The organism is Algoriphagus kandeliae, from assembly GCF_004571135.1.
GTDB lineage: Bacteria > Bacteroidota > Bacteroidia > Cytophagales > Cyclobacteriaceae > Algoriphagus > Algoriphagus kandeliae.
Genome location: NZ_SPSB01000001.1, coordinates 997,091 through 1,022,493 on the forward strand (window position 1 = coordinate 997,091; position 25,403 = coordinate 1,022,493).

Genomic DNA, 25,403 nt, shown 5'->3' on the forward strand with positions numbered 1-25,403 from the left:
AAAAAGCCCGCCAAATTTAATTCAGCGGGCTTTTTCTTTTTATTTCAAAATCAAATAAACCGATTCAATAAATTTTCATAGTATTCCTGCTTACCACTGATTTGGGCAGGCTCGCCTACCTCAGCTGCATAGTTTCGGAGGTCTTCTAAAGTCAATTTCCCTTCTTCAAAATCCTTTCCTTTACCAGCATCAAAACTCGCATAGCGTTGTTTTCTTCGCTCGAGGTAATCAGATTTTTCTAAGATGTCGTTGGCTATCAGCATTCCTCTTGCGAAGGCATCCATACTTCCGATATGGGCCAAAAACAAATCATCAGGATCTGTCGAGTTTCTTCTGATTTTCGCGTCAAAATTCACTCCCCCACCTTTCAATCCTCCGGAAGTCAATAAAACCAACATAGCTTCGGTCAATTCCTGAAGATTCATGGCAAATTGATCGGTATCCCAACCATTTTGATAATCACCTCGGTTAGCATCAATACTTCCCAAAAGACCTGCATCCGCCGCTACCTGCAATTCATGTTGGAAGGTATGACCTGCTAGGGTCGCATGGTTGACTTCGATGTTTAATTTGAAGTCTTTGTCCAAACCATAATGTCTCAAGAAACCGATAACTGTCGCTGAGTCATAATCATATTGATGTTTTGTAGGCTCCATCGGCTTAGGCTCAATGAAGAATGTACCTTTAAATCCATTTTTTCGAGCATAGTCTCGAGCCATTGAAAGAAACTTGGCCAAATGCTCTACTTCTCGATTCATGTCTGTATTGAGTAGAGACATATATCCTTCTCTTCCTCCCCAAAAGACATAATTTTCACCACCTAACTTGATGGTAGCATCTAATGCATTTTTAACCTGAGCACCCGCCCAAGCAACCACATCGAAATTCGGATTTGTGGATGCTCCATTCATGTATCTTGGATTGCTGAAGACATTGGCAGTTCCCCAAAGCAATTTCACCCCGGTTTCCTTTTGCTTTTGAAGTGCATAATCGGTGATGATTTCCATTCGCTTTTCGTATTCAGCTAATGAGTCTCCTTCATCAATCAAATCCACATCGTGAAAGCAATAATAGGGAGCGCCAATCTTTGTAATGAATTCAAAAGCGGCATCCATTTTATCCTTTGCCCGCTGAATCGGATCAGGATTTACATCCCAGGGATGTCTGATCGTTCCGGGACCAAATGGATCAGCCCCAGTGCCACAGAAGGAATGCCAGTAAGCAATGGCAAATTTGAAGTGTTCCTTCATCGTTTTTCCACCAATCACACGATTTGCATCGTAATACCGAAATGCTAGTGTATTGTCACTCTGAGGGCCTTCATACCCGATTTTTCCAATTTCCGGAAAATACAATTTTGACATGTTGGTTATTTTTAGGTTTGAGTTTATTAAACAATTATATATGCATTTTTTGAACTTCTTCTAGGCAATTTTTCCAACGGGAAAATAATTCCTCATAGGGTTCAAAGAAATTTTCGTTGGGTTCGTAGGTCTCCAAAAGCTGTAGTCCTTCAAATGCTTCGGCCTCATTTGTGAATATTCCTGCACCAATTCCGGCTCCTCTTGCTGCACCTTGTGCTCCATCTGTGTCGTATAATTTCAACTCCACACGATTCATATGGATGAAGGTTTTTCTAAAAATCGGACTTAAAAACATATTGGCCCGACCTGCCTTAACCGTCTGTAGATCCAAACCCATATCTTTCATGATTTGGAAACCATAGGTCAATGCAGCTACAATTCCTTCCTGTGCTGCCCGGATCATATGTCCTTTATCATGTTTCAACAAATCCAAGCCAATCATATGCGCTCCAACTTGCTTGTTTTGCAGGATTCTTTCTGCTCCATTTCCAAAAGGAATGAAAAGCAGGCCATCCGCTCCTATCCCTGCCGAAGCTGCAAAATTGTTCATTTCATCATATTCAATTTTGCCAGCACCCATCAATCGCTTAATCCAGCTATTCAAAATCCCTGTTCCGTTAACACAAAGCAACACCCCATAAGAAGGCGTATTTTTTTGATGATTGACGTGGACGAAGGTATTTACTCTTGAAAGCGGATCAAACAAAGGAGTATCACAGACTCCATAGACCGTACCGGAAGTACCTGCAGTAGTAGCAAGTTCGCCTGGTTTTAGTACCTTTAGCGAAAATGCATTATTCGGTTGATCACCTGCGCGATAAGAAACCGGAACTCCTTCTTCTATCCCCGTAAGCTTGGACGCTTGGGAAGTAACTTTTCCTTGAAGTGAAAAAGAAGGAACAACATCAGGAATCCATTCTTTCAAGATTTGGTAATCTTCCAAGAGTTTTTCACTGATCCCGTTTTTTTGGAAGTCCCAAAAAATCCCTTCAGATAAGCCTGTTTCCGAAGTCAAAATTTCTCCTGTCAATTTCATCGCAATGTAATCTCCAGGAAGCATGATTTTATGGATTCTGGAAACAAGATCAGGTTCGTTTTCTATGATCCAGCGCAATTTGGAAGCTGTAAAATTCCCTGGGGAATTCAACAGATTATTCAAGCAATATTCCTCCCCTAATCGCTCGAAAGCTTTTTCTCCAATTTCCACCGCACGACTATCACACCAGATAATGGAAGAGCGAAGAACTTGCTGATTTTCGTCCACTAGGACCAAACCATGCATTTGATAGGCAATTCCGATACCCTTCAATTCCCCTTTTTTTACCTGTGCTTTGTCGAGTACGTATTTGGAAGCTTGCTGAACATATTTCCACCACATTTCGGGATCTTGTTCAGCCCAACCTGATTTAGGGGAAGAAATCGGCATTTCTTCACTAGGAAATGCTTTTGCTACTAAAGCTGTTCCTGAATCAGCATCCAGCAAAGAGGCTTTGACTGAGGAACTCCCTATATCTAATCCTAGCAATAATTTCCTCATGACTTACCAGAATATAATATACAATGCTGCTATAATTCCAGAAATCAGGAAGGCTCCGACTTTAAATCCAGTACTAGTTCGGAATAGGTCTCTGTTGATATCGATGCTGTTTGGATGATCCTTTCCTTTTCCTTCTATCAAACTGATGCTGATCATCAATGCCGCCAAAATCAAAAACACTATTCCCATTCTATCAATGAATGGAAGACCTGGGAAACCAAACTTTAGAACCACCGAAAGCGGAATACTCAAAGCTGCACCGACCAAGGCAGCATTGGAAGTTGTTTTTTTCCAGAAAACACCAAAGAAGAAAATAGCAAATACTCCAGGGCTAATAAAACCTGTATATTCCTGAATGAATTGGAAAGCTTGATCAAGCTGACCCAAAGCAGGAGCCACCAAGGAGGCGATTACAAAGGCTACCACTGCTGTAATTCTACCAACTCTTACCTGTTGCGTTTCTGTAGAGTTCTTCCCAAAATACTTGCTGTAAATATCCATGGTGAAGATAGTCGAAGTACTATTTGCCATGGATGCCAAAGAGGAAACAATCGCGGCTGTCAAAGCAGCAAAAGCCAAACCTTTCAACCCTACAGGAAGCAATTGAAGTAACGTCGGATATGCTCGATCAGATTTTACCAAGCCAGTCATTGGATCCTGCATAGATGACAAGAAACTTGAATCCATTCCTTTATTCACAATGACCAACGCCGCAATACCTGGAATAACTACGATCAAAGGCATCAAAATCTTCAAGAAACCTGCGAAAATCATCCCCTTTTGAGCCTCATCCAAGCTCTTTGCAGCCAATGCTCGCTGGGTGATATATTGGTTGAATCCCCAATAACTGAGGTTTACAATCCACATTCCTCCTACTAGAACACTTAATCCAGGGAGATCCAGGTAAGCGTCATATTCACCACCTTTTCCATCAGGAATCATCATTTCACCTTTGGAAAGAATCATGGAAAAGTGATTGGGAACTTCTTGTCTAAGCAGGCTAATCCCTTCCCAAACATCTCCTTCTCCTACCATCTGAAGTGCGATGTAGGTCGTAGCTAGTCCTCCCGCGATTAAGAAGAAAACTTGTACCACATCTGTCCAGGCTACAGCTTTTAGTCCTCCATAAATGGAATAAATCATCGCGAATAAAGCCAAACCGATGATTCCATAAGAAAGCGGAATATCTAGAATCGTATTCAAGCTCAAAGCCCCTAAATAAAGAACTGAGGTCAGGTTTACGAAGACATAAAGCAAAAGCCAGAAAACCGCCATGGTTGTTCTTACTCTTGTATCGTAGCGATCCAGCAAGAAACCAGGCATCGTGTAAATGCCTTTTTTGATATAAACAGGCAGGAAGAAAATTGCGACTACTAATAAAGTAGCTGCAGCCATCCACTCATACGTGGAAATTGCCAAACCCAGCGCGAAACCGGAACCTGACATTCCGATAAATTGCTCGGCTGAAATATTGGAGGCGATCAAAGAAGCACCTACTGCCCACCAGGGAAGGGCTTTAGACGCCAAAAAGTAATCTGATGAGTTCTTTACGTGGCCTTTCTTTTCACGGGATACAAATATCCCCATGCCAACGATCAATAAGCAGTATCCTATGAATACTACCAGGTCTAAGGGTTCTAAGAGCATAGATTTTAGGGTTATTGGGCTTAGTAATAAGTTTATAGGTTAAAGACTAATAGCTAAATAAGCCACTAAATATAAAACTTTCAGATAAAGGTCAGCAACCACTACTGTCAATTTTATATGTAAAATATACTTGGCCTTATCAATGGTCAAAAAACTTCCCCATTCCCAAAAAATTAGATTTCACCAAAACCGACTACTAATACACTTTTATTGAATAGCGAGGTTTTATTGAATTAGCATGTTCAAAATCGCGCATAAAAACGTTCGATTATGAACAGAATTTAAATTTGAATTATTTAAACCGTATTTAAATTTGACTATTGGTCCAAAATAATTCTGTAAAATCCTCAAATATTTTCATTTTTGACCTGAATTTTAAATCAGAGGATTCTTAGCATAGTAATTGGTCAATTGGTGCAATGGCAGGAAAAAGCAGTGTTTTTGACATGATTGGTCCCGTAATGATAGGACCCTCTTCCTCGCATACGGCGGGAGTAGTTCGAATTGCCCGGGCTGCCATCCGAGTTTTAGGTGGAATTCCTGATGAAGCGAGTATCGTTTTCTACAATTCTTTCGCTAGAACTTATGAGGGGCATGGGAGTGACAGGGCAATTATCGGTGGTCTTTTGGATTTTAAAACCGATGATGAGCGAATCCGAGAAGCATTGGATTTTGCTAAAGAAAAAGGACTTGTCTATCATTTCAAGTCAATAGGAAATTCCTCTGTTCACCATCCAAATACTATAAAACTAAATCTTCGAAGGGGAGATAGAAAGGTTGAAGTCGTCGGTGAAAGTTTGGGAGGAGGATTAATCAATATTGCTGAAGTGGATGGATTTGTTGCCAACTTTTCGGCGCAACTTCATACATTGATTATTAAGGCACAGGATGTTTCCGGCGCAATTGCTTTCATTTCGTCTGTAATTGCTCAGGAAAAAACCAATATTGCTACTATGTCTGTTTCTCGAAAAGGAAAAAACGACTTAGCTTGCCATGTCATTGAGATGGACTCCGGCATAAGGCCTATTACCATCGATTATTTGAAATCATTACCTTGGATTAAAGAATTAATTTACATACCAGATATAGATCTATAAGCTACCACAATGAAAAAGCTTTTTGTAAGCTTCGCTTTGATCTGCGGATTGTTTTTTGAGACTAAAGCACAGGAAATTACAGGTCCTATTGACCTGGAAACTGCTGTGGAAATTGCACTCGAAAACAATTTGACACTCAAACGAAGTCAACTCAACCAAATTGGCAACGAAGCAAATTTGTTGCAACGTAAAGGAAGTCGCTTCCCTACCCTATCTACAGGCGCCAGTAGTGGTTACCGTTGGGGTCGTTCCATTAACCCAGTAACCAACCTCTTTGAAACTGAGCGAATCGGAAACATCAACCTTTCGATGAACTCCAACATGACCATTTTTGGTGCTGGCAGAATCAATAATTCAGTTAATCAGGCAAAGTCTGATTTGGAAGCTGGCCAATATAACATAGAAGCCACCGAGAACACGATTACCTTGAATATTATCAATTTATTCATCAACGTCGTTTTTAATCGGGAGCAAGTGAAAATTGCTGAGAACCAGCTAAAAACTACTCAAGAGCAACTGGAAAGAACTACCAAACTGGTAGAAGCTGGCTCTTTGCCATACTCCGACCAATTGGACTTAGAGGCACAAAATGCCACCAATGAATCAGAAGTAATCAATGCTCAAAATGCTTTACGAATAGCTAAGCTCAATTTGGCTCAAGCTATGCAAATTCCATTTACTGAGGATTTTGATGTGGTAGAACCTGCTCTTGAATTCAATGAAACGCTGATGGCCACCGAAAACCCAACCATGATTTATAATACGGCGGTGGAAATCATGCCAGAGATTTTGGCGGCACAGAAAAACATTGAAAGTGCTGAATATGGAGTAAAATCGGCTAAAGGAGCATTTTATCCTTCTTTAGGAATTGGAGCAAATATTTTCTCTAACTATGTAGATAGAGCTGCTCCAGGACAAGAACCGGATCCTTTCAGAACTCAAATCGAAAACAACCTTTCTCAATCGGTCAACCTTTCTTTGAATATTCCGATCTTTACGCAGTTCAACAATAAATCGAATTTGCAGCGGGCTAGAGTTCAACGTCAATTGGCAGAGGTAGCAGAACTTGAAGCGAAAAACCAATTGCGTCAGGACATTGAAACAGCTTACAACCAAGCTTTAGCAGCTGAGCGTTCTTATCAAGCTTCTTTAACTCGAGTGGAAAGCTTGGAAGAATCCCTTCGAATTGCTCAGCAGCGATTTGATCTTGGAGCAATCAATTCTGTGGACTTTCAAGTAGCACAGGTGAATTATTTCAATGCTCAGTCTGATCTTTTGAATGCAAAATACACCTACATTTTCAGAGTTAAAGTCCTTGATTTCTATTTAGGAAACCCCATCAACCTTAACTAAACCATGACAACGAAAAAATCAAATAAATCTCTTTATTACCTCCTGGGAGTTGTTGGATTAATCATCCTATTCGCAATTATTGGAAAATCTGCAGGTTGGATTGGCGGTGAAAAAGTTACCCAAGTTCAAACAGCAAAAGTTTCCAAAAACAAAATCATTGAAAAGGTTTCAGCGTCCGGAGAAATTCAACCTGAAATTGAGGTGAATCTTAGTCCTGACGTAGCTGGTGAAATCATCGAATTGAATGTACAGGAAGGTGATTCTGTAGAGGTTGGAAAGCTTCTAGTGAAAATTAGACCTGACAACTTTATTTCTGCTTTGGATCGTGCACGCGCAAACTTAAATCAGCAAGAAGCTAACCTTGCACAGGCTAGAGCAAGTCTTCAAAGAGCAGAAGCTCAATTCACGCAAAGCGAATTGAATTACAAGCGGCAGAAAGTTCTTTACGAGCAAAAAGCAATTTCTGATGCTGATTTTGAGCAGGCTGAAGCTTCCTATATTTCTGCACAAAAAGATTTAGAAGCTGCCAAGCAAAATGTAGTAGCAGCTGAGTTTATTGTCAAAAGTTCTCAGGCTACTGTAAATGAAGCTGCTGAAAATCTTCGCCTGACCAATGTTTACTCTCCTGTTTCTGGTATTGTATCCAACCTATTGGTAGAAAAAGGGGAACGTGTGGTAGGAACTCAGCAAATGGCTGGTACTGAGATGTTGACCATCGCTGACTTATCCTTAATGGAAGTGCGGGTTGACGTAAATGAAAATGACATCGTTCGTCTTAGCAAAGGAGATACTACGATTATTGATGTGGATGCCTACTCCTACTCTGGCAAGAAGTTTAAAGGCGTTGTAACAAGCATTGCGAATACCGCAAACACAAAAGCTTCTGCAGATGCAGTAACGGAATTTAAAGTGAAAATCAGAATCCTAAATTCATCTTACGAGGACTTAGTGAAAGAAGGAAATAGATATCCTTTCCGACCTGGAATGACTGCTTCTGTAGAAATCATTACTACTGAAAAATCAGATGTGCTTTCTATTCCGCTTTCTTCAGTAACTACTCGAGAAAATGAAGTAGACACCCTAGAAGGAGGAACAACTACTCAATTGAAAGAGCTTGTATTCTTGGTAGAAAATGGAAGCGCGGTCATGCGACAAATCAAAACAGGCATTTCAGATTATCAGAATATCGAAGTATTAGAAGGATTGAAAGAAGGAGATGAAGTAATTTCAGGTCCTTATTTCATCGTCAGCAAAGAGCTAAAAGACGGAGATAAAATCGAAGTTACAAAAGCTCCTGAAGGTGGACCTTCAAACTAATTTAAAGAAGCCTTTTTCAAGCCCTGAAGTGAAATTCAGGGCTTTTTTTTATTCTAATCATTAATTCACAAAGTGAACTATTTATCAATACATTCAATTTTTAACCTATACTTAAGCTTTGTTTTCCGAACAAATTCCTATGGAATCTTCAACAGCAACTAAAGGCACTCACACTCAGACTTTTCCAGTAACAGGCATGACCTGTGCTGCCTGTGCCTCTAGTGTGGAAACTATTTTATCCTTCACAGACGGAGTCAAATCTGCATCCGTGAATTTTGCCAACAATACCGTCCAAGTAGAATATGAGGAAGGGATTACTCCTCAAGCATTAAATGACGCCCTTCAAGACGTAGGATATGGATTGATTATTTCTGATAAGAGTATTCAGGAAAGTGTCGAAGAAGAGCAGGAAAGACATTATCAGGAAGTAAAAAAGCAGACCATTGGAGCTGCTATTTTAACTATTCCTGTTTTTGTGTTGGGAATGTTCTTTATGGATTGGACACCTGGAAGATGGATAAGTTTGGTTTTGACTATTCCAGTTCTATTCTATTTTGGAAAGCACTTTTTTATCAATGCCTGGAAACAAGCAAAAAACAGAAAAGCCAATATGGATACCTTAGTGGCTTTATCAACAGGAATTGCCTTTTTATTCAGTGCATTCAATACGATTTTCCCTCAATTCCTAATCCAACAAGGGATGGAGCCGCATGTTTATTTTGAAGCGGCTACTGTTATTATCACCTTTATATCATTTGGAAAATTACTGGAGGAAAAAGCTAAATCAAGCACATCCTCCTCTCTTAAAAAATTGATAGGACTTAAACCCAAAACCTTAACGAGAATCGGGGATGAAAAAAATGAAGAAATCCCGATAGAAGAGGTTCAATTAGGAGACAGAATTTTGGTAAAGCCCGGTGAAAAAATCCCAGTTGATGGGAAAGTAATAAGTGGTTCCTCTTTTGTGGATGAAAGCATGATTTCAGGCGAACCTATCCCCGTTCAAAAGGAGACTGGGGAAAAATTATTTGCCGGCACTATCAATCAACAAGGAAGCCTTCAGATGCAGGCTACTGCAGTGGGAGCTTCCACGATTTTAGCTCAAATCATCCAACGAGTACAAGAGGCTCAAGGCAGTAAGGCTCCTGTCCAAAAATTGGTCGATAAGATTGCGGGAATTTTTGTCCCAACTGTTATTCTTATATCAATTTCCACTTTTGCGATTTGGATGATGGTAGGATCCGAAAATGGACTTACCCATGCCCTACTTGCCTCTATTGCGGTGTTAGTGATTGCTTGTCCATGTGCTCTAGGCTTGGCAACGCCTACAGCTGTGATGGTAGGAATGGGAAAAGGCGCTGAAAACAATATTTTGATCCGTGATGCTGAAAGCTTAGAACTAGCCCAAAAAATAGACACCATCATTCTCGACAAAACTGGGACGATTACCGAAGGAAAACCAAGAGTTGAGGATGTCCTTTGGAATCAGGATTTGAATAAAGTTGAAATTCAAAGGTTTTCTAGAATTCTGCTGGGAATTGAATCTAAATCCGAACACCCACTTGCAAAGGCAATAAGTTTGGACTTGGAGAAGCAAGATTTACAACCACTGTCACCTACCGGTTTTGAAAGTTTTTCCGGTAAGGGTGTGGTAGCAAGTATTGATCAGGATTCTTTTTTTGTGGGAAATCAAAAGCTTCTTGAGGAAAATTCGGTGGAAATACCCAAGCCATTTCAGCCATTTGCCCGAGAAAAAGCTAAAGATGGAAAAACACTCGTCTACTTCGCAAAAAAAGGGCAGGCACTAGCACTTTTTACAATTTCGGATCAAATCAAAACCGGTTCGAAGGAAGCTATTCAGTCTCTACAGAATTCGGGAATTGAAGTTCACATGTTAACTGGAGATCAGGAAATAGCAGCCCAATACATAGCCAAAGAAGCCGGGATCAAACATATTAAAGCTGGAGTTTTACCATCAGAAAAAGGTGATTACGTAAAAGAATTGCAAAAGCAGGATAGAATTGTTGCCATGGTTGGAGATGGCATCAACGATTCGGAGGCTTTGGCTTTGGCTGATGTTAGTATTGCCATGGGACACGGATCTGATATTGCCATGGATGTTGCTAAAATTACCCTTATCACATCCGACCTTCGCAAAATTCCTCAGGCCATAAACCTGTCCAAATTGACCGTGCGGGGAATCAAACAAAACCTTTTCTGGGCTTTTATTTATAATGTAATCGGCATCCCGATAGCGGCTGGTATTCTTTATCCTATTAATGGATTTTTATTAGATCCGATGATTGCAGGTGCTGCTATGGCTTTTAGTTCGGTATCGGTAGTAAGCAATAGTCTTCTACTTAAGAGGAAAAGAATCTAAGGTAGATTCTGAAATAGATCCTAAATCCTGTTAAAATTCAGTAATTTTTGTAGCTTTTTACTGCTTAGAGCAGTCTAATCCTTGACTTAATTTTCTATTAAATGCTTATAAACATGAAAAATTCCATCCTCACCTTATTTTTGGTTTTTGCTATTTCTGCCCTAGCACTAGGACAAGAAAACAGTGCCATACCGCTTATTGAAGTTCAAGGGAATGCATCCAGAAAAATCGCTCCGGATCAAGCCTCATTCAATATCTATCTTCAGGAAAAAGCTATGAATGTGGCTACGGCCACGAGCGTATTGAATACAAAAACAGAGAATCTTGCTGCTGCCTTGAAAAAAGCTAAAATCAAAGATTACAAGCTCATTGCGGATAATTTTTCTGTAAACATCAACCGCATTCAGAGGGGTAATACTTGGATTGACAGTGGCTATGTCGCACGTCAAAATCTACAAATTGTTACCACTAGCCAAACTGAAGAACTTCAAAAAATAGTGGAAGCTATTCAAGCAGCTGGAGATATGAGTTTTAATCTTCAATTTGATGTTTCAAAAGAACAACAAAAAGCCCTTGAAAGAACCTTGATAACCGAAGCGCTTTTAGACGCTCAAAATCAAGCTCAATTGATAGCAGAAACACTGGGTCTACGCTCAATTCAAGTGCATCATGTTTCTTTCGAAGGAGCTTATATGCCTGTAGCAAAGTTCAGAGTCAATGCAGAAAGCGCTGATGCCCCTTTAATTGCTCCAGATGGTCAAGAAATCAACAAGCGAGTTTTTGTCAAGTACACTTACTAAAATTAATACAGGTACTGGGATTTAATAACCCAGTACCTTTAGCATGCTTTCTTCTGTTTGATCTTCCGCAAATAATTGGTGAGTAACTTTTCCATTTTCATCCCGATTGATCAACACGTGCTTTGGAGCAGGAATCAAACAATGCTGGATTCCTCCGTATCCTCCCAATGATTCTTGGTATGCCCCGGTATGGAAGAAACCTATGTATTGAGGTTTTCCTTCCTTAATTTTTGGAAGATAAATATTGAATTGGTGGGCTTCTGAGTTATAATAATCCATACTGTCACAAGTAAGGCCACCTAGTGAAATATTGTGGTATTCCTCGTCCCAATTATTGACTGCAAGCATTATGTATTTCTGATTGAGTCCCCAGCTATCTGGAAGTTGGGTAATGAAGGAACCATCAATCATATACCAAAGCTCCTTGTCGTTTTGAAGCTTTTGATCCAGAATTGAATAGAGAACTGCTCCGCTCTCTCCTACCGTATAGCTACCAAATTCTGTGAAAATGTTTGGCTCTTTCGTGTTGTTTTTGGCACACATCCACTTGATGTTTTTCACGATTTGATCTGCCATATACTGGTAGTCGTAATCGAAAAACACATTGGTTTTTATAGGCCAACCGCCACCAATATCCATGGTATCCAAGGTTGGGGCGATCTTTTTCAAATCCACATATTTCTGAATGAAACGAGTTAATTCTGACCAATAGTAAGCCGTATCTCGAATGCCTGAATTGATAAAAAAGTGCAACATTTTCAGACTCACCAAAGGATGATCTTTTATTTTTTCTTCATAGAGCTTGATAATGTCCGCATAGCGAACGCCTAGCCTTGAAGTATAAAAACCGAATTTTGGCTCCTCGTCTGCTGCAATCCGAATCCCAACTTGGAAAGGGACTTTGACATGCTCTAAGTAATAATCGATTTCGCTCAGATTATCTAGGATAGGAATACAATTTTTGAATCCATCATTTAGCAAATCGGTAATGTATTGCAGGTATTTTTCCCGCTTGAAGCCATTACAAACGATGTAAGTGTCTTTGGTGATTTTTCCTTTTTCAAAAAGCGTACGAACCAAAGGAATATCAAATGTAGATGAGGTTTCGATATGAATATCATTCTTCAAAGCCTCATCTAGCACAAAACTAAAATGAGAAGACTTGGTACAATAGCAATAAGTATATTTCCCCTGATAATCATGGGTTTTCATTGCATTATGAAAATACGACTTGGCATTCTGGATATTCTCAGAAATTTTAGGAAGGTAAGTCAGCTTAAGCGGAGTACCATAGGTTTTAATGATCTCCATCAAATTGACCCCATTGAAAAAAAGCTCATTGTTCTCAACATGAAACTCTTTAGTAGGAAAGTCAAAAGTTTGTTGGATCAGATCGATGTATCTATTCATGGGGCAATTGCTTTTGGGTTATAAGGTCGCAAAATTTGAACAATAAGATGGATTTTCAAACCATTAGATTGGAATATCTGTCCAGAAATCACATCTGCTCTCCAATTTAAAAATCATTTACCGGAATTACGGGGAAGAATAGTTTTTAAGATATTATTCAGACTGGATTCCTAGCCCATTTTGAGTACTTTTGCAAGCTGAATGTAAACCCTACCTATCTAATTCATGAGAAATATCAAGCTCGTAGAAGTAAGATCCGAAATCGCAGCAGGAACCCGTGGAGCAAGCCTGGGAATTGATGCATTGAAAATCGCTTCGCTTGACAAGAAATCTGACTTTTTCACCAAGTTTGATCCAATCAACGTTCCAGATGCCAATAATTACCTCTGGAAAGGAAATAAGTTTCCACACGCCAAATACATCGATGGAGTATACCAGGTTTTGAAAAACGTATACAGCACCATAGAATCCCTTCGATTGGAAAAAGTCTTTCCGATTGTTTTGGCGGGTGATCACAGCACTGCAGCAGGCACTATCATGGGGATAAAGGCTGCTGATCCTGAAAAGCGATTAGGAGTTATTTGGATTGATGCTCATGCAGATCTCCATACTCCCTATACCACTCCTTCTGGCAATATGCATGGCATGCCTTTGGCAATGACCGCCCAACTTGACAACAAAGATTGTCAGGTCAATGAACCCACTGAAGAAACCATCCATTTCTGGGAAAGAATCAAAAAAATCGGGGGAGACTTTCCTAAAATTGATCCTCAAGACATCGTGTTTATTTCCGTAAGAGATACGGAAAAACCAGAAGATTATTTGATCGATAAATACGGAATCCGAAATTTTAAAACGGAGGAGGTTCGGAAATTAGGAATCCAAAAAGTGGCGGAAGAAACTCTCGAAATTTTAAAAGATTGTGATCAAATCTATATCTCCTTTGACGTTGATAGTTTGGATTCATCCATTTCAGTAGGAACAGGAACTCCAGTCCCAAATGGTTTGACTGTAGAAGAGGCGATCACTTTAAATGCTGAATTAATTAAGGATAAGCGGGTTTGTTGCTGGGAAATTGTAGAGGTAAACCCAACATTGGATACTGAAAACACCATGGCAGAAAATGCCTTTGAAATCCTAGAAATAACCACCAATTCCTTGGTTGAACACTTTTAATTCACCCACCTTTGTGTTAGAAAATTAAAACCATGACCATACAAGAAAATATCCTTAAAGGAATCCAAGATGCTTTTCAAGCTCTTTTCGATCATTCGGTGGAATTGGAGCAGCTCTCCTTGGCTCCCACTAGAAAGGAATTTGAAGGTACTTACACCTTTGTTGTGTTTCCTTATTTGAAGGTTTCCAAAACTTCCCCAGAAATTACTGCAAAGCAAATTGGAGACTATTTAGTAGCCAATGTAGATCAAGTAGCTGATTTCAATGTGGTGAAAGGGTTTTTGAATTTGGTCCTTAACCAACGTTCTTGGTTGGATATTTTCAGTAAAATCTACCAAAAGCCTCATTGGGGACAATTACCTTCCAATGGACAAAAGGTCATGGTGGAATATTCCTCCCCTAATACCAATAAGCCGCTTCACCTGGGACACCTTCGAAATAACTTCTTGGGCTATTCAGTTGCAGAAATCCTAAAAGCCAATGGTTATGAGGTTATCAAAGCCAATTTGGTAAATGATCGGGGAATCCATATTTGTAAGTCCATGGTGGCTTATCTTCATTTTGGAAATGGAGAAACTCCTGAATCGTCAGGATTCAAAGGAGATCATTTAGCAGGGAAGTACTATGTCATTTTTGACAAGGAATACAAAAAGCAAATTGAACAACTGAAGAATGAGGGACAGAGTGAGGAGGAGGCTAAAAAGAATGCCCCAATTCTTATAGAAGCTCAAGATATGCTACGAAAGTGGGAAGCTGGAGATGAAGAGGTTGTTGGGCTTTGGAAGCAAATGAATGAGTGGGTGTATGCAGGTTTTGATGAAACCTATCGAAAAATGGGGGTTGATTTCGATAAATTTTACTACGAATCAGACACCTACCTACTTGGAAAAGATATCGTTGAAGAAGGACTAAAAAAAGGTGTTTTCTTCAAAAAGGAAAATGGATCCGTTTGGGTGGATTTGACGGCTGAAGGACTGGATGAAAAACTGGTTCTTCGGGGAGATGGAACTTCCGTTTACATCACTCAAGATATGGGAACAGCCGATTTGAAATACAAGGATTTCCATATAGACAAATCAGTGTATGTAGTTGGAAATGAGCAGGACTATCACTTTGATGTCCTTTTCAAAATAATGCAAAAGCTAGGAAGACCATATGGACCAGGCTTGTACCACCTCTCCTATGGTATGGTCGATCTTCCAACCGGAAAAATGAAATCCAGAGAAGGTACAGTAGTAGATGCCGACGACTTGATTCAGGAAATGGTGGAAACAGCCGAAAGACACACCAAAGAATTGGGGAAAATTGAAGGCTTTTCAGAAGAACAAGCTGCTGAATTATATGAGATTTTAGGACTTGGAGCCTTGAAATATTTCCTTCTTAAGGTAGATCCTAAGAAACGAATGCTATTCAATCCTCAGGAATCCATCGAATTCCAGGGATTCACAGGGCCATTTGTTCAATACTCTCATGCAAGAATTGCATCAATCCTACGAAAGGCAGATCAAATTGGAGTAGAATACAAAAACCTGGATTTCTCCAGCATCAAAAACGTAGAGGATTCCGAAAGCAGTCTAATTTTCTTACTGAATGATTTTGAGAAAAAGATTAAGCTTGCTGGCGAAGAATATTCACCTTCTGTGATTGCACAATATTTGTTTGATTTGGCTAAAGAATACAACCGATTCTATGCAGATCTTCCTATTTTCAGCGAAGAGAATCCAAATGTAATGGCTTTCAGAGTTGCACTTTCTGAGCTGACCGCTCAAACAATCAAAAAAGGGATGAGTTTGCTAGGTATACAAGTACCCGAAAGAATGTAATATGAAGAAATTATCCATTATCCTATTAAGCGTTTTACTTGCTGCATGTGGCAAGACACTTGAGAGACCTGAACATATTCAGGCAAGTATGATTCCTGTAAGCACAAAAACTATGGAAAGCGAATTCTACAATTTCAAAATGAAGGATTTGGACGGAAACGAAGTTGACTTCAACCAGTTCAAAGGAAAAAAAGTATTGGTAGTGAATGTAGCTTCTAAATGTGGTTACACGCCTCAATATGCGGCTCTTCAAGAATTACACGAGAATTATGGCGACAAAATTCAAATCCTCGCTTTCCCGGCTAACAATTTCGGTGGCCAGGAACCAGGTTCTAATGAGGAAATCAAGGAATTTTGCTCTGCTAATTATGGAGTTACCTTCCCTGTTTTCGAAAAAATATCTGTGAAAGGTTTCGATAAGCATCCGCTTTATAGATGGTTGTCAGATGAGAAACTAAATGGATGGAATAGTCAGGAACCGACATGGAATTTCTGCAAATACTACATCAATGAAAATGGAGAATTGATGAAGTTTTTCCCATCTGCTGTAGCTCCTTTGGACGAAGAAATCTTGGCACTAGTTGAAGCCTAAGTTTAGTTTTAAGTGAAAAAAACCATCGCTACTAAAAAAGAGGCCTGGCTGCATGCAGTCAGGCTTCGTACTTTACCACTAGCGCTCGCTAGCATTTTTGCAGGATCAATTGTTGCTGCTTATCAGGGTATCTTTCGGTGGGAAATCTTTATCCTTGCTTCCTTGACTACAATTTTTCTTCAGGTTCTTTCCAACCTATCCAATGATTATGGAGATAGCGTTCACGGAGCTGACTCTAAAGATCGATCTGGTCCTGTGAGAGCTGTACAATCAGGGGTAATCTCACTAACAGAAATGAAAAAGGCCATGTATCTATTCGGAATGCTTTCCTTCATTTCTGGAATAAGTTTGGTCTATATTGCCTTGAATGATTGGCTTCTTTTTACGATTTTCTTGGTTCTTGGGCTTTTAGCTATTTGGGCTGCTATTTCCTATACATCCGGCTCAAATCCATATGGTTACGTAGGCTTAGGAGATATTTCTGTATTTATATTTTTTGGAATTTTGGGTGTTGTTGGCACCTACTTTTTACATGGATTGCAATTTGATTGGGATGTTCTACTGATTGGAAGCTCATTGGGTTGCTTCAGTACAGCCGTTTTGAATATCAACAATATACGGGACATAGAATCAGACGAAAAAGCAGGAAAACGATCTATTCCTGTCCGAATCGGAAGAAAAGCTGCCGTACGATACAATTGGTCTTTGATTTTAGGAGGCAATCTATTTTTGATTGGATATGCTGTCCTGATTCAATCTCCCAAACCACTTTTTGCCTTTATCGCATTGCCATTAATGATTCTTATTGGTCTTGGCGTTCAAAAAGCAAAAGATGCACATTCCACGGATCCTTTCCTTAAAAAAATGGCCTTAAGCACCTTGCTTTGGGTTATTCTATTTGGATTCGGGCTCTTACTTTTTTGAAACCTGATTAAAGTCCTTTTTTCCTTTAATTTTTATGTTAATTTGGCATAATACATTAACAAACCATGCCATGACCAAAGTACTTGTACCTTATGATTTTTCGGAAGAGGCGCAAAATGCCCTTGATTTCACTACTGCTTTAGCCAGCAGATTGGACAATGTTCAGATTGAAGTTCTACATGTTTTGGAAGTCCCAAGCAATACTGGCTTTGGAACGATGGGCGGAGGGGAAATGATGCCTGAAATTGAAAATCAGATATTTTTCGTGGAACTAGCTAATCGCCGAAAGAAGCAAATGGAGGAATTAGCTGAATCGCATCGGGGAAAAAATTATTCTCTAAAAACCAAGATAGAGCTGGGCAATGCATTTAAAGGCATTACTAAGTCCATTCTGAATGAAAATCCCGATTTGGTTGTAATGGGTTCCAAAGGCTCATCTGGACTTGAAGAAGTTTTGATTGGGTCAAATACCGAAAAAATAGTAAGAACAGCCAAATGTCCGGTCGTAACCATCAAATCGGCAGTAAATCCTAAGGATCTTAAAAAGATTGTTTTCGCGAGTGATTTCCGTCAAAATTCAGCTGAAATAGCAGCTCGATTAAAAAGGCTTCAGCATATTTTCGATGCAGAGGTTTATTTGGTGATCGTGAATACTCCTAGCAATTTTGAAGAGACTCGAGAGTCTTTAGCACGTATCAAGCGCTTTGTGAAAGAATTTGACATGAAGAATGTCAAAGCAGAAATATATAATTCAACTTCCGAGGAAGCAGGCATCATTCAATTTGCGGAGGATGTTGATGCAGATTTGATAGCCATGGCTACCAATGGCCGAACAGGCTTCCTTCATCTGATTACAGGAAGTATAGCCGAAGACGTTGTCAATCACGCCAAGAGGCCGGTATGGACACTACGAGTAGAATAATCACTATTCATCATCTAGAAGGCCTGCAAATTCGCAGGCTTTTTTAATTTTACAGCATGTCAAGAAAAAACAACGATTGGAAAAAAAGAGATGGCGTGGTCTACTCCACTTCCTCTGATTTTGAATATAATTACGATTCTGAAGAAAATGCTGTGACGCTTCCTCCTGCTCAACAGAACTTGAAAGTTATGCTGGACAAAAAGGCTCGAGGAGGAAAACAGGTAACTTTGGTCAGCGGCTTTGTAGGCTCAGAAGATGACCTGAAAGACCTTGGAAAACTCTTAAAATCCAAATGCGGCGTGGGTGGGTCCGCAAAAGATGGAGAGATTTTGATCCAAGGTGATCATCGAGACAAAGTCCTTGATATCTTATTGAAGGAAGGATACAAAGCAAAAAAATCAGGTGGATAAATGAAGGCTTATTGGTGGTTTCAAACGCAACTCTATCCAATGTTGCCCTACCTAATTTACCAAGCAAAAACAGTCAGAAAAAACAATCCACTTCCTCCTGCCAAAAGCAATCACCTAATCCTCGGCGAATCAAGCAAAAGAATACTTATCCTTGGAGAATCCACCGCTGCTGGAGTGGGTGCATCACAACCTGAAACTACTTTAGCAGGAAATATTTTTCACCTTTTTCAAGAAAAATATCAGGTAATTAATCTCGGTAAAAATGGCCTTCGAGCTAAAGAGTTGATCCCTACTTTCAAAGAAGATTTGGGTACCAATCCCAGCAAACTTGAAGGTATATTTTTATTCATAGGAGCAAATGACTGCTTTCGTCTCACTAAGCCCACTGATTACAAATCAGATTTAGAAAACATCATTTCTTGGCTTTACAAAAGCTATTCACCGGAATGGTTTTACTTATCCGATATTCCACCGGTACATATTTTTCCTTCCTTCACTCCCCAATTAAAATATTTTCTTCTAGGTCAGCGAAAATTCCTATCCAAAGAAATGGAGAATATTGCATCACAATATTCCAACATGATTTATGAAGAAATTCAATTCGATTTAAGTCCTGAATTTTTCGCAATTGACGGTATCCATCCATCGGATTATGGCTATCAGGCAATTTCCAATTTTGCCTTTGATGGAATAAAGCGATGGGCTAAAAAATCCAACCTAGATATTTTTTAAATTTCCCTATCAAAACCTACTCGGAAATGAAATACGCCTTTCGGATAATCATCCTGATTCAGTTTCTTTTTGTTGCTTGCTCCCAATCATCAGACAGTCCAAATCTCGTTTTCAATGAAGCCGCCAAATCCCGTGTTGACAGCACTTTAACGGCACTAGTGGAAGCTGGCAAAGTGGCCGGCATATCGGCTTTGATTTATGAAAAGGGAGAAGAAAGGTATTTTCAGGCTGTTGGCTATGCTGACAAAGAGCAGCAAAAACCCATGAGTCGCGAAACCATGGTCCAAATCTATTCCATGACCAAACCTATTACGGGAACTGCACTCATGAAACTTTATGAGAAAGGAATGTTTGAACTCGATGATCCGCTTGAAAAGTATCTCCCTGAATTTTCTAACATGAAAGTGTATCAAGGCGTGGATGAAAATGGAGAAATGATCCTGACTGAAGCGGATAGATCGATTAGCGTTCGAGATATCACACGACATACTGCAGGCTTTCCCAATCGAGATAATATTCCTGGCTTAAGTGAAGTCATGAAGGAAAAAGATGCTCGGAATTATAACAACACATTGGCGAGCATGGCAGAAAAAATTGGAAGCACTCCCCTTTGGTTTCAGCCTGGAACTCAATGGGAATATGGTTTATGTGTGGATGTACAAGCCTATTTGGTGGAAAAGCTTTCTGGAATGCCTTATGGGGAATTCGTAAATAAGGAAATATTAGAGCCGTTAGGGATGAATGAGACCATGTATTATGTTCCGGAAGAATATAGAGATCGAATGGCAGCAGTATACGAGCGGCAAGCCGATGGAACTTTAGCACGCCAAATTGACTCAATCGCTTATCGTTTTAGCTATAATCATTGGCCACTAACTCCAGGAGGTTTTGGATTGAGTAGTACAATCGATGATTACCTGAAATTCACCAAAATGCTTTTGAATGAGGGCAAGCATGGAGATCAAACAATCCTTCAACCTTCAACAGTGGAGTTAATGCGAACAAATCACCTTCCTGATTCCATCAAAGAGCGGTCTTGGTTACCCAATCGAGGTCAGGTTGGTTTTGGGATTGATTTTGCAGTACGAGTAGCACCTCCGCAGGATGCAGAAGAAAATCAGGGAAGCGTTGGTGAATTCTTCTGGGATGGAGCTTTAAGTACTCTTTTCTTTATTGATCCGGAGAATGAATTAATTGCTATCATGTTTGTCCAACTTACTCCCTACGATGGAATTGGACTTCACAAAGCATTTAGAGATGCCGTCTATGGCCCTTGGAAACCTTCAATAAATTAAATTTTAAAACCTTCTACAGGATTTGCATGTTTCTTAGCTGTGTTTAACTTTGTCGCAACGAATGAATCCTCAGGCTAAAAATATCGCCATTTTTTGCTCACATCACCATCAGGTGCATGTGCACCATTTTCATCATTCCTCTTGAGGAGGAATAAGAACACACCCAAGCCGGTGACGTCGCAATCTAGGATTGGACTTTTCACCAAAAATCATTCATCTAGTTTATTTCTTAGCGTAATTTAGACCCATGGAAAAAATTATCCGTATCGCTGTCCAAAAAAGCGGACGTTTATCCGATGATTCCTTGAAATTGATCAAGGAATGCGGAATCAAGTTTTATAATGGAACAGGAAAGCTAAAATCCACTGCCACTAATTTTCCGATTGAATTTTTGTTTCTCAGAGACGATGATATTCCCGGATATGTGGCCGACGGTGTGGCTGATTTAGGAATTGTCGGAGAAAACGAGTTGGTCGAAAAGGACAAAAAAGTGCAAACCCTTAAAAAACTCGGCTTTTCAAAATGCAGACTTTCCTTAGCAATCCCAAAAGGACAAACCTATTCTGGTCTATCCTATTTTGAGGGAAAAAATATTGCAACTTCCTATCCCAAGATTTTGGGAGATTACCTTACCGAAAAAGGAATTAATGCAGAAATCCATGAAATCAGCGGTTCTGTAGAAATCGCGCCAAGCATAGGATTGGCAGAGGGAATCTGTGACATAGTCAGCTCAGGCTCTACCTTGATGATGAACGGGCTCAAAGAGGTGGAAGAAATCTTCACTTCGGAAGCAGTCCTCATCGCAAATGAAAACTTAGCGAGTTGGAAGCAGGAAATTGTAGAAAAGCTCTTGTTTCGAATGAATGCTGTCCAAAAGGGAAAAAGCAATAAATACGTTCTTCTTAATGCCCCAAATCATGCTTTGGATAAAATTATCAGCTTGATTCCTGGAATGCGAAGCCCTACCATTTTGCCTTTGGCTCAGGAAGGTTGGTCATCTGTTCATTCGGTACTGAATGAGGACCAATTTTGGGAAAACATTGAAGAATTAAGAGCTGCAGGTGCAGAAGGCATCTTAGTTGTTCCTATCGAAAAAATGGTGATTTAAAATAAACAAAGTCCAACGTAAAGATTTGTCGGATGAAAATTCTCATCAACCCAGATGTTTCTACTTGGAAAGAGGAATTGGCAAGGCCAGTTTTTAAAACCAAAAAAATCAACCGAATCGTCAAACCTATTCTTCGGAAAGTCAGAAGAAATGGCGATAAAGCATTGATCAAATACGCCTATGAATTTGATCATGTTGAATTAGAAGATTTACAAGTAGATCAAACTGAGATCAAAGAAGCCGCAGCCGCTCTTCCTACCGATTTGAAGGAAGCGATTTTGGTGGCAAAGAAAAATATCGAGCGATTCCATGCTGCTCAGGCTCAGCCAGAATTGGTAGAAGAGCTCATGCCAGGAGTGGTTTGTAAAAGAAAAAGTGTACCCATTCAACGTGTTGGACTTTATATTCCCGGTGGTACAGCTCCCCTATTTAGCACAGTCCTAATGCTTGGAATACCTGCTAAATTGGCTGGATGCAAAGAAATTGTGCTTTGTACACCACCAAATGAAGAGGGCAAAATTCATCCGGCCATTTTATTTACTGCGGACCTGATTGGGATTCATAAAATCATCAAATCCGGAGGGGCTCAGGCAATTGCAGCCATGACTTTTGGGACAGAAACAGTACCTCAAGTAGATAAGATTTTCGGACCAGGAAATCAATTTGTCACTGCAGCTAAGCAGCTCGCAACAAATTTTGGAGTTGCTATTGATATGCCGGCTGGACCCTCAGAGGTTTTGGTTTATGCAGATGATACGGCCGTGCCTGCATTTGTGGCAGCAGATTTACTATCTCAAGCCGAACATGGGGTCGATTCCCAAGTTGTTTTGGTGACACATAGCCAAAAATTTGCCAAGAAGGTTTTGAAGGAAATCGAAGAGCAAGTAGAACAACTACCACGGAAAGATATTGCAAAGAAATCCTTGGAAAACTCAGTAGCGATAGTTTTAAACGATTTAAAAACAGCGCTGGAATTAATCAATTTCTATGCGCCTGAACACTTAATAATTAGTGTGGAACAGGAAGAGGAAGCTGTTCAGGGAATAGTTAATGCTGGTTCAATTTTCATTGGAAAGTACACTCCGGAATCGGTGGGTGATTATGCTTCAGGCACCAATCATACACTTCCTACTTATGGCTATGCCAGAAATTATAGTGGGGTTTCCTTGGATAGTTTTGTCAAGAAAATCACCTACCAAAAATTAAGCCCGGAAGGTTTGAAAAACCTAGGACCGACTGTAGAAGTGATGGCTCGGGAAGAATTGCTGGAAGCGCATAAAAATGCTGTAACTGTTCGACTTAACTATTTGAAAAAGAATTCCTAATGGCATTTGACTTAAATTCTTTACTGAGGCCACATATTGCTTCTTTGAAGCCCTACACCTCTGCTAGGGATGAGTATACCGGAAAGGAAGGAATATTCTTGGATGCCAATGAGAACCCTTTAGGATCAGCCACAGATGAAGACTTCAATCGCTATCCAGATCCGTATCAATGGGAAATCAAAAAGCGGCTATCAAAAATCAAGAACGTACGCCCGGAGCAGATATTTCTAGGAAACGGGTCCGATGAGGCGATTGACCTTTTATTCCGGGCGTTTTGTAATCCCGGAAAGGATAATGTAATTCTCCTACCCCCCACCTATGGGATGTACGAAGTCAGCGCATCAATCAATGATGTAGCTACCAAGAAGGTTTCATTGACAGAAGATTTTCAGCTTGACCCTGAAAAGGTACTTCAGCAGGTTGACGAACATACCAAAATCATATTCATCTGCTCTCCCAATAATCCAAGTGGTAATAAAATCGATCGGGATTCGATTTATCAAATCCTTGATCAATTCAATGCCTTGGTGGTCATTGATGAAGCTTACATTGATTTTAATGATGAGCCAAGCTTTACCCAGGATTTGGATATATATCCCAATCTTTTGGTAATGCAGACTCTTTCCAAAGCTTGGGGATTAGCCTCGCTTCGCTTAGGGATGGCTTTTGCTTCCGAAGAATTGATTCGAATTCTAAACCGAATCAAACCTCCCTATAATATTTCAGGTTTGACGCAGGAATTCGTGCTCAAAGCACTTCAGAATGAGAAGAAAGTAAAATCCATGATTCAGACTATTCTTCAGGAAAAGGAAAGGCTAGAAAATGAATTGGAAAAGCTTGACTTTGTACAAAAAGTATATCCTTCACATGCCAATTTCTTTTTGGTTAAAGTTCCTCAGGCTACCGAATTCTACAATCAATTAATCAATCACAAGATCATTGTTCGAAACCGTTCCAAAGTTCAGCTTTGTGAGGATTGCTTAAGAATTACCATTGGGACAAAAGATGAAAACGAAGCCTTGATTGAGGCTATGAATAAAGTTTCGAAAGAAATCGCGGTTCAGAAATAAAATTTAAAACGGATGTTGTTGAAAAAGAAAGTCTTATTTATTGACCGGGATGGCACTATTATCAAAGAGCCACCAACTGACCATCAGGTAGATAGCCTGGAAAAGCTGGAATTCATTCCTAAGGCAATATCCAACCTTCGCAAAATTGCAGAAGAGACAGACTATCATCTAGTTATGGTGACCAATCAGGATGGTTTGGGGACGGATTCTTTTCCTGAACAGGATTTTTGGCCGGCTCAATTCAAAATGCTGAAAACCCTGGAGCAGGAAAACATCATCTTCAAAGCTATCCATGTAGATCGTTCTTTTGAGCATGAAAATGCTCCTACACGCAAACCCCGAACAGGAATGCTTGAAGAGTATTTTTCTGAAGAATACGATTTGGTCAATTCCTTTGTAATCGGAGACCGGGTAACCGATCTTCAGCTAGCGAAAAATTTGGGATCTCAAGCCATATTTATAGGGGAACCGCACGAAGATGCAGCACTTTCCACCTACGATTGGGATGAGATTTACCAATTTCTCAAAATGCCTCCTCGAAAGGCTTCTGTGACCCGAACCACATCTGAAACGGATATTCGAATTCACCTAAACCTGGACGGAAGCGGAAAATGCAAAATCAATACAGGCCTGAGCTTCTTTGACCATATGCTTGAGCAGCTTGGAAAACATGGGGCTACCGATTTGGAAATCGAGGTAAAAGGTGATCTACACATCGATGAGCATCATACCATAGAAGATACTGCTTTAGCACTTGGAGAGGCTTATTTGAAGGCTTTAGGAGACAAAAAAGGAATTTATCGATATGGCTTCTTATTGCCAATGGACGATGCACTGGCTCAAGTAGCGATTGATTTTGGAGGAAGGCCTTGGTTGGTGTGGGATGCAGAATTTAAACGCGAAAAAATCGGAGATATGCCTACAGAGATGTTCTTTCATTTCTTCAAATCATTCTCTGATACCGCAAAATGCAACCTGAATATCAAAGTCGAAGGAGATAACGAACACCATAAAATCGAGGCTATTTTCAAAGGCTTGGCAAGAGCAGTTAAAATGGCTGTCAAAAGAGATCCACAGACTATAGATCAGCTTCCGAGTACGAAAGGAATGCTTTGATAAGC

21 protein-coding genes are annotated in these 25,403 nt (G+C 40.0%); 17 read left to right on the plus strand and 4 right to left on the minus strand.

Going from position 1 to position 25,403, the window contains the following annotated elements; translation table 11 throughout:
* Positions 1-50: 50 nt before the first annotated feature.
* From xylA to E4S40_RS04310, 3 genes are read right to left on the minus strand one after another with little or no spacing between them, the layout of a single operon-like run.
* The gene (xylA, locus tag E4S40_RS04300; protein WP_135071329.1) at positions 51-1,364 is read right to left on the minus strand and encodes a xylose isomerase; all 1,314 of its coding nucleotides are present in this window, start codon (positions 1,362-1,364) and stop codon (positions 51-53) included.
* A 34-nt stretch (positions 1,365-1,398) separates the two neighbouring features.
* The gene (locus E4S40_RS04305; protein WP_135071332.1) at positions 1,399-2,901 is read right to left on the minus strand and encodes a xylulokinase; all 1,503 of its coding nucleotides are present in this window, start codon (positions 2,899-2,901) and stop codon (positions 1,399-1,401) included.
* 3 nt (positions 2,902-2,904) lie between these two features.
* Positions 2,905-4,548: a sodium/sugar symporter gene (locus E4S40_RS04310; protein ID WP_135071335.1), complete on the minus strand. Its 1,644-nt coding sequence runs from the start codon at positions 4,546-4,548 to the stop codon at positions 2,905-2,907.
* 419 nt (positions 4,549-4,967) lie between these two features.
* On the opposite strand from E4S40_RS04310, the gene sdaAB reads away from it, so the two are divergent.
* The 5 genes from sdaAB to E4S40_RS04335 all read left to right on the plus strand — a co-directional run bounded on the left by sdaAB (position 4,968) and on the right by E4S40_RS04335 (position 11,495).
* Positions 4,968-5,645 (plus strand): L-serine ammonia-lyase, iron-sulfur-dependent subunit beta, encoded by a 678-nt coding sequence (sdaAB, locus tag E4S40_RS04315; RefSeq protein ID WP_135071338.1) that lies wholly within the window; start codon positions 4,968-4,970, stop codon positions 5,643-5,645.
* A gap of 9 nt (positions 5,646-5,654) precedes the next feature.
* Positions 5,655-6,998 (plus strand): TolC family protein, encoded by a 1,344-nt coding sequence (locus E4S40_RS04320; protein ID WP_135071341.1) that lies wholly within the window; start codon positions 5,655-5,657, stop codon positions 6,996-6,998.
* A 3-nt stretch (positions 6,999-7,001) separates the two neighbouring features.
* Complete coding sequence (locus E4S40_RS04325) at positions 7,002-8,315, plus strand: efflux RND transporter periplasmic adaptor subunit (protein WP_135071343.1); 1,314 nt, start codon at positions 7,002-7,004, stop codon at positions 8,313-8,315.
* Positions 8,316-8,454: 139 nt separating this feature from the next.
* Positions 8,455-10,695, plus strand: a complete 2,241-nt coding sequence (locus E4S40_RS04330) for a heavy metal translocating P-type ATPase (RefSeq protein WP_135071346.1) — start codon at positions 8,455-8,457, stop codon at positions 10,693-10,695.
* A gap of 113 nt (positions 10,696-10,808) precedes the next feature.
* On the plus strand, positions 10,809-11,495 hold the full coding sequence (locus E4S40_RS04335; protein WP_161971767.1) for an SIMPL domain-containing protein: 687 nt from the start codon (positions 10,809-10,811) through the stop codon (positions 11,493-11,495).
* A 21-nt stretch (positions 11,496-11,516) separates the two neighbouring features.
* On the opposite strand, the gene E4S40_RS04340 is transcribed toward E4S40_RS04335, so the two are convergent.
* A complete protein-coding gene (locus tag E4S40_RS04340; protein ID WP_135071352.1) occupies positions 11,517-12,905 on the minus strand; it encodes an arginine decarboxylase in 1,389 nt (462 codons plus the stop codon).
* 225 nt (positions 12,906-13,130) lie between these two features.
* On the opposite strand from E4S40_RS04340, the gene rocF reads away from it, so the two are divergent.
* From rocF to hisB, 12 genes are all read left to right on the plus strand, one after another.
* A complete protein-coding gene (rocF, locus tag E4S40_RS04345; RefSeq protein WP_135071355.1) occupies positions 13,131-14,081 on the plus strand; it encodes an arginase in 951 nt (316 codons plus the stop codon).
* A 32-nt stretch (positions 14,082-14,113) separates the two neighbouring features.
* Complete coding sequence (argS, locus tag E4S40_RS04350; protein ID WP_135071360.1) at positions 14,114-15,904, plus strand: arginine--tRNA ligase; 1,791 nt, start codon at positions 14,114-14,116, stop codon at positions 15,902-15,904.
* 1 nt (position 15,905) lies between these two features.
* Complete coding sequence (locus E4S40_RS04355) at positions 15,906-16,496, plus strand: glutathione peroxidase (RefSeq protein ID WP_135071363.1); 591 nt, start codon at positions 15,906-15,908, stop codon at positions 16,494-16,496.
* Between the two features lie 12 nt (positions 16,497-16,508).
* Positions 16,509-17,420 carry a 1,4-dihydroxy-2-naphthoate polyprenyltransferase gene (locus E4S40_RS04360; protein WP_135071366.1) on the plus strand — a complete coding sequence of 304 codons (912 nt, stop codon included), beginning with the start codon at positions 16,509-16,511 and terminating at the stop codon, positions 17,418-17,420.
* Between the two features lie 70 nt (positions 17,421-17,490).
* Entirely contained in the window at positions 17,491-18,342 is an 852-nt protein-coding gene (locus E4S40_RS04365) for a universal stress protein (protein ID WP_135071369.1), read from the plus strand.
* 56 nt (positions 18,343-18,398) lie between these two features.
* Entirely contained in the window at positions 18,399-18,752 is a 354-nt protein-coding gene (locus tag E4S40_RS04370) for a translation initiation factor (protein ID WP_135071372.1), read from the plus strand.
* Entirely contained in the window at positions 18,753-19,484 is a 732-nt protein-coding gene (locus E4S40_RS04375) for a GDSL-type esterase/lipase family protein (RefSeq protein ID WP_135071374.1), read from the plus strand.
* 26 nt (positions 19,485-19,510) lie between these two features.
* Positions 19,511-20,779, plus strand: a complete 1,269-nt coding sequence (locus E4S40_RS04380) for a serine hydrolase domain-containing protein (RefSeq protein WP_135071377.1) — start codon at positions 19,511-19,513, stop codon at positions 20,777-20,779.
* Positions 20,780-21,026: 247 nt separating this feature from the next.
* Positions 21,027-21,887 carry an ATP phosphoribosyltransferase gene (gene hisG / locus E4S40_RS04385; RefSeq protein WP_135071380.1) on the plus strand — a complete coding sequence of 287 codons (861 nt, stop codon included), beginning with the start codon at positions 21,027-21,029 and terminating at the stop codon, positions 21,885-21,887.
* 32 nt (positions 21,888-21,919) lie between these two features.
* Positions 21,920-23,212, plus strand: coding sequence for a histidinol dehydrogenase (hisD, locus tag E4S40_RS04390; RefSeq protein ID WP_135071383.1), 1,293 nt, complete (start codon positions 21,920-21,922; stop codon positions 23,210-23,212).
* Entirely contained in the window at positions 23,212-24,282 is a 1,071-nt protein-coding gene (hisC, locus tag E4S40_RS04395; RefSeq protein WP_135071386.1) for a histidinol-phosphate transaminase, read from the plus strand. Before hisD ends, hisC begins: the two co-directional genes overlap by 1 nt.
* Before the next feature lie 12 nt (positions 24,283-24,294).
* On the plus strand, positions 24,295-25,398 hold the full coding sequence (hisB, locus tag E4S40_RS04400) for a bifunctional histidinol-phosphatase/imidazoleglycerol-phosphate dehydratase HisB (protein WP_135071389.1): 1,104 nt from the start codon (positions 24,295-24,297) through the stop codon (positions 25,396-25,398).
* Positions 25,399-25,403: the final 5 nt, after the last annotated feature.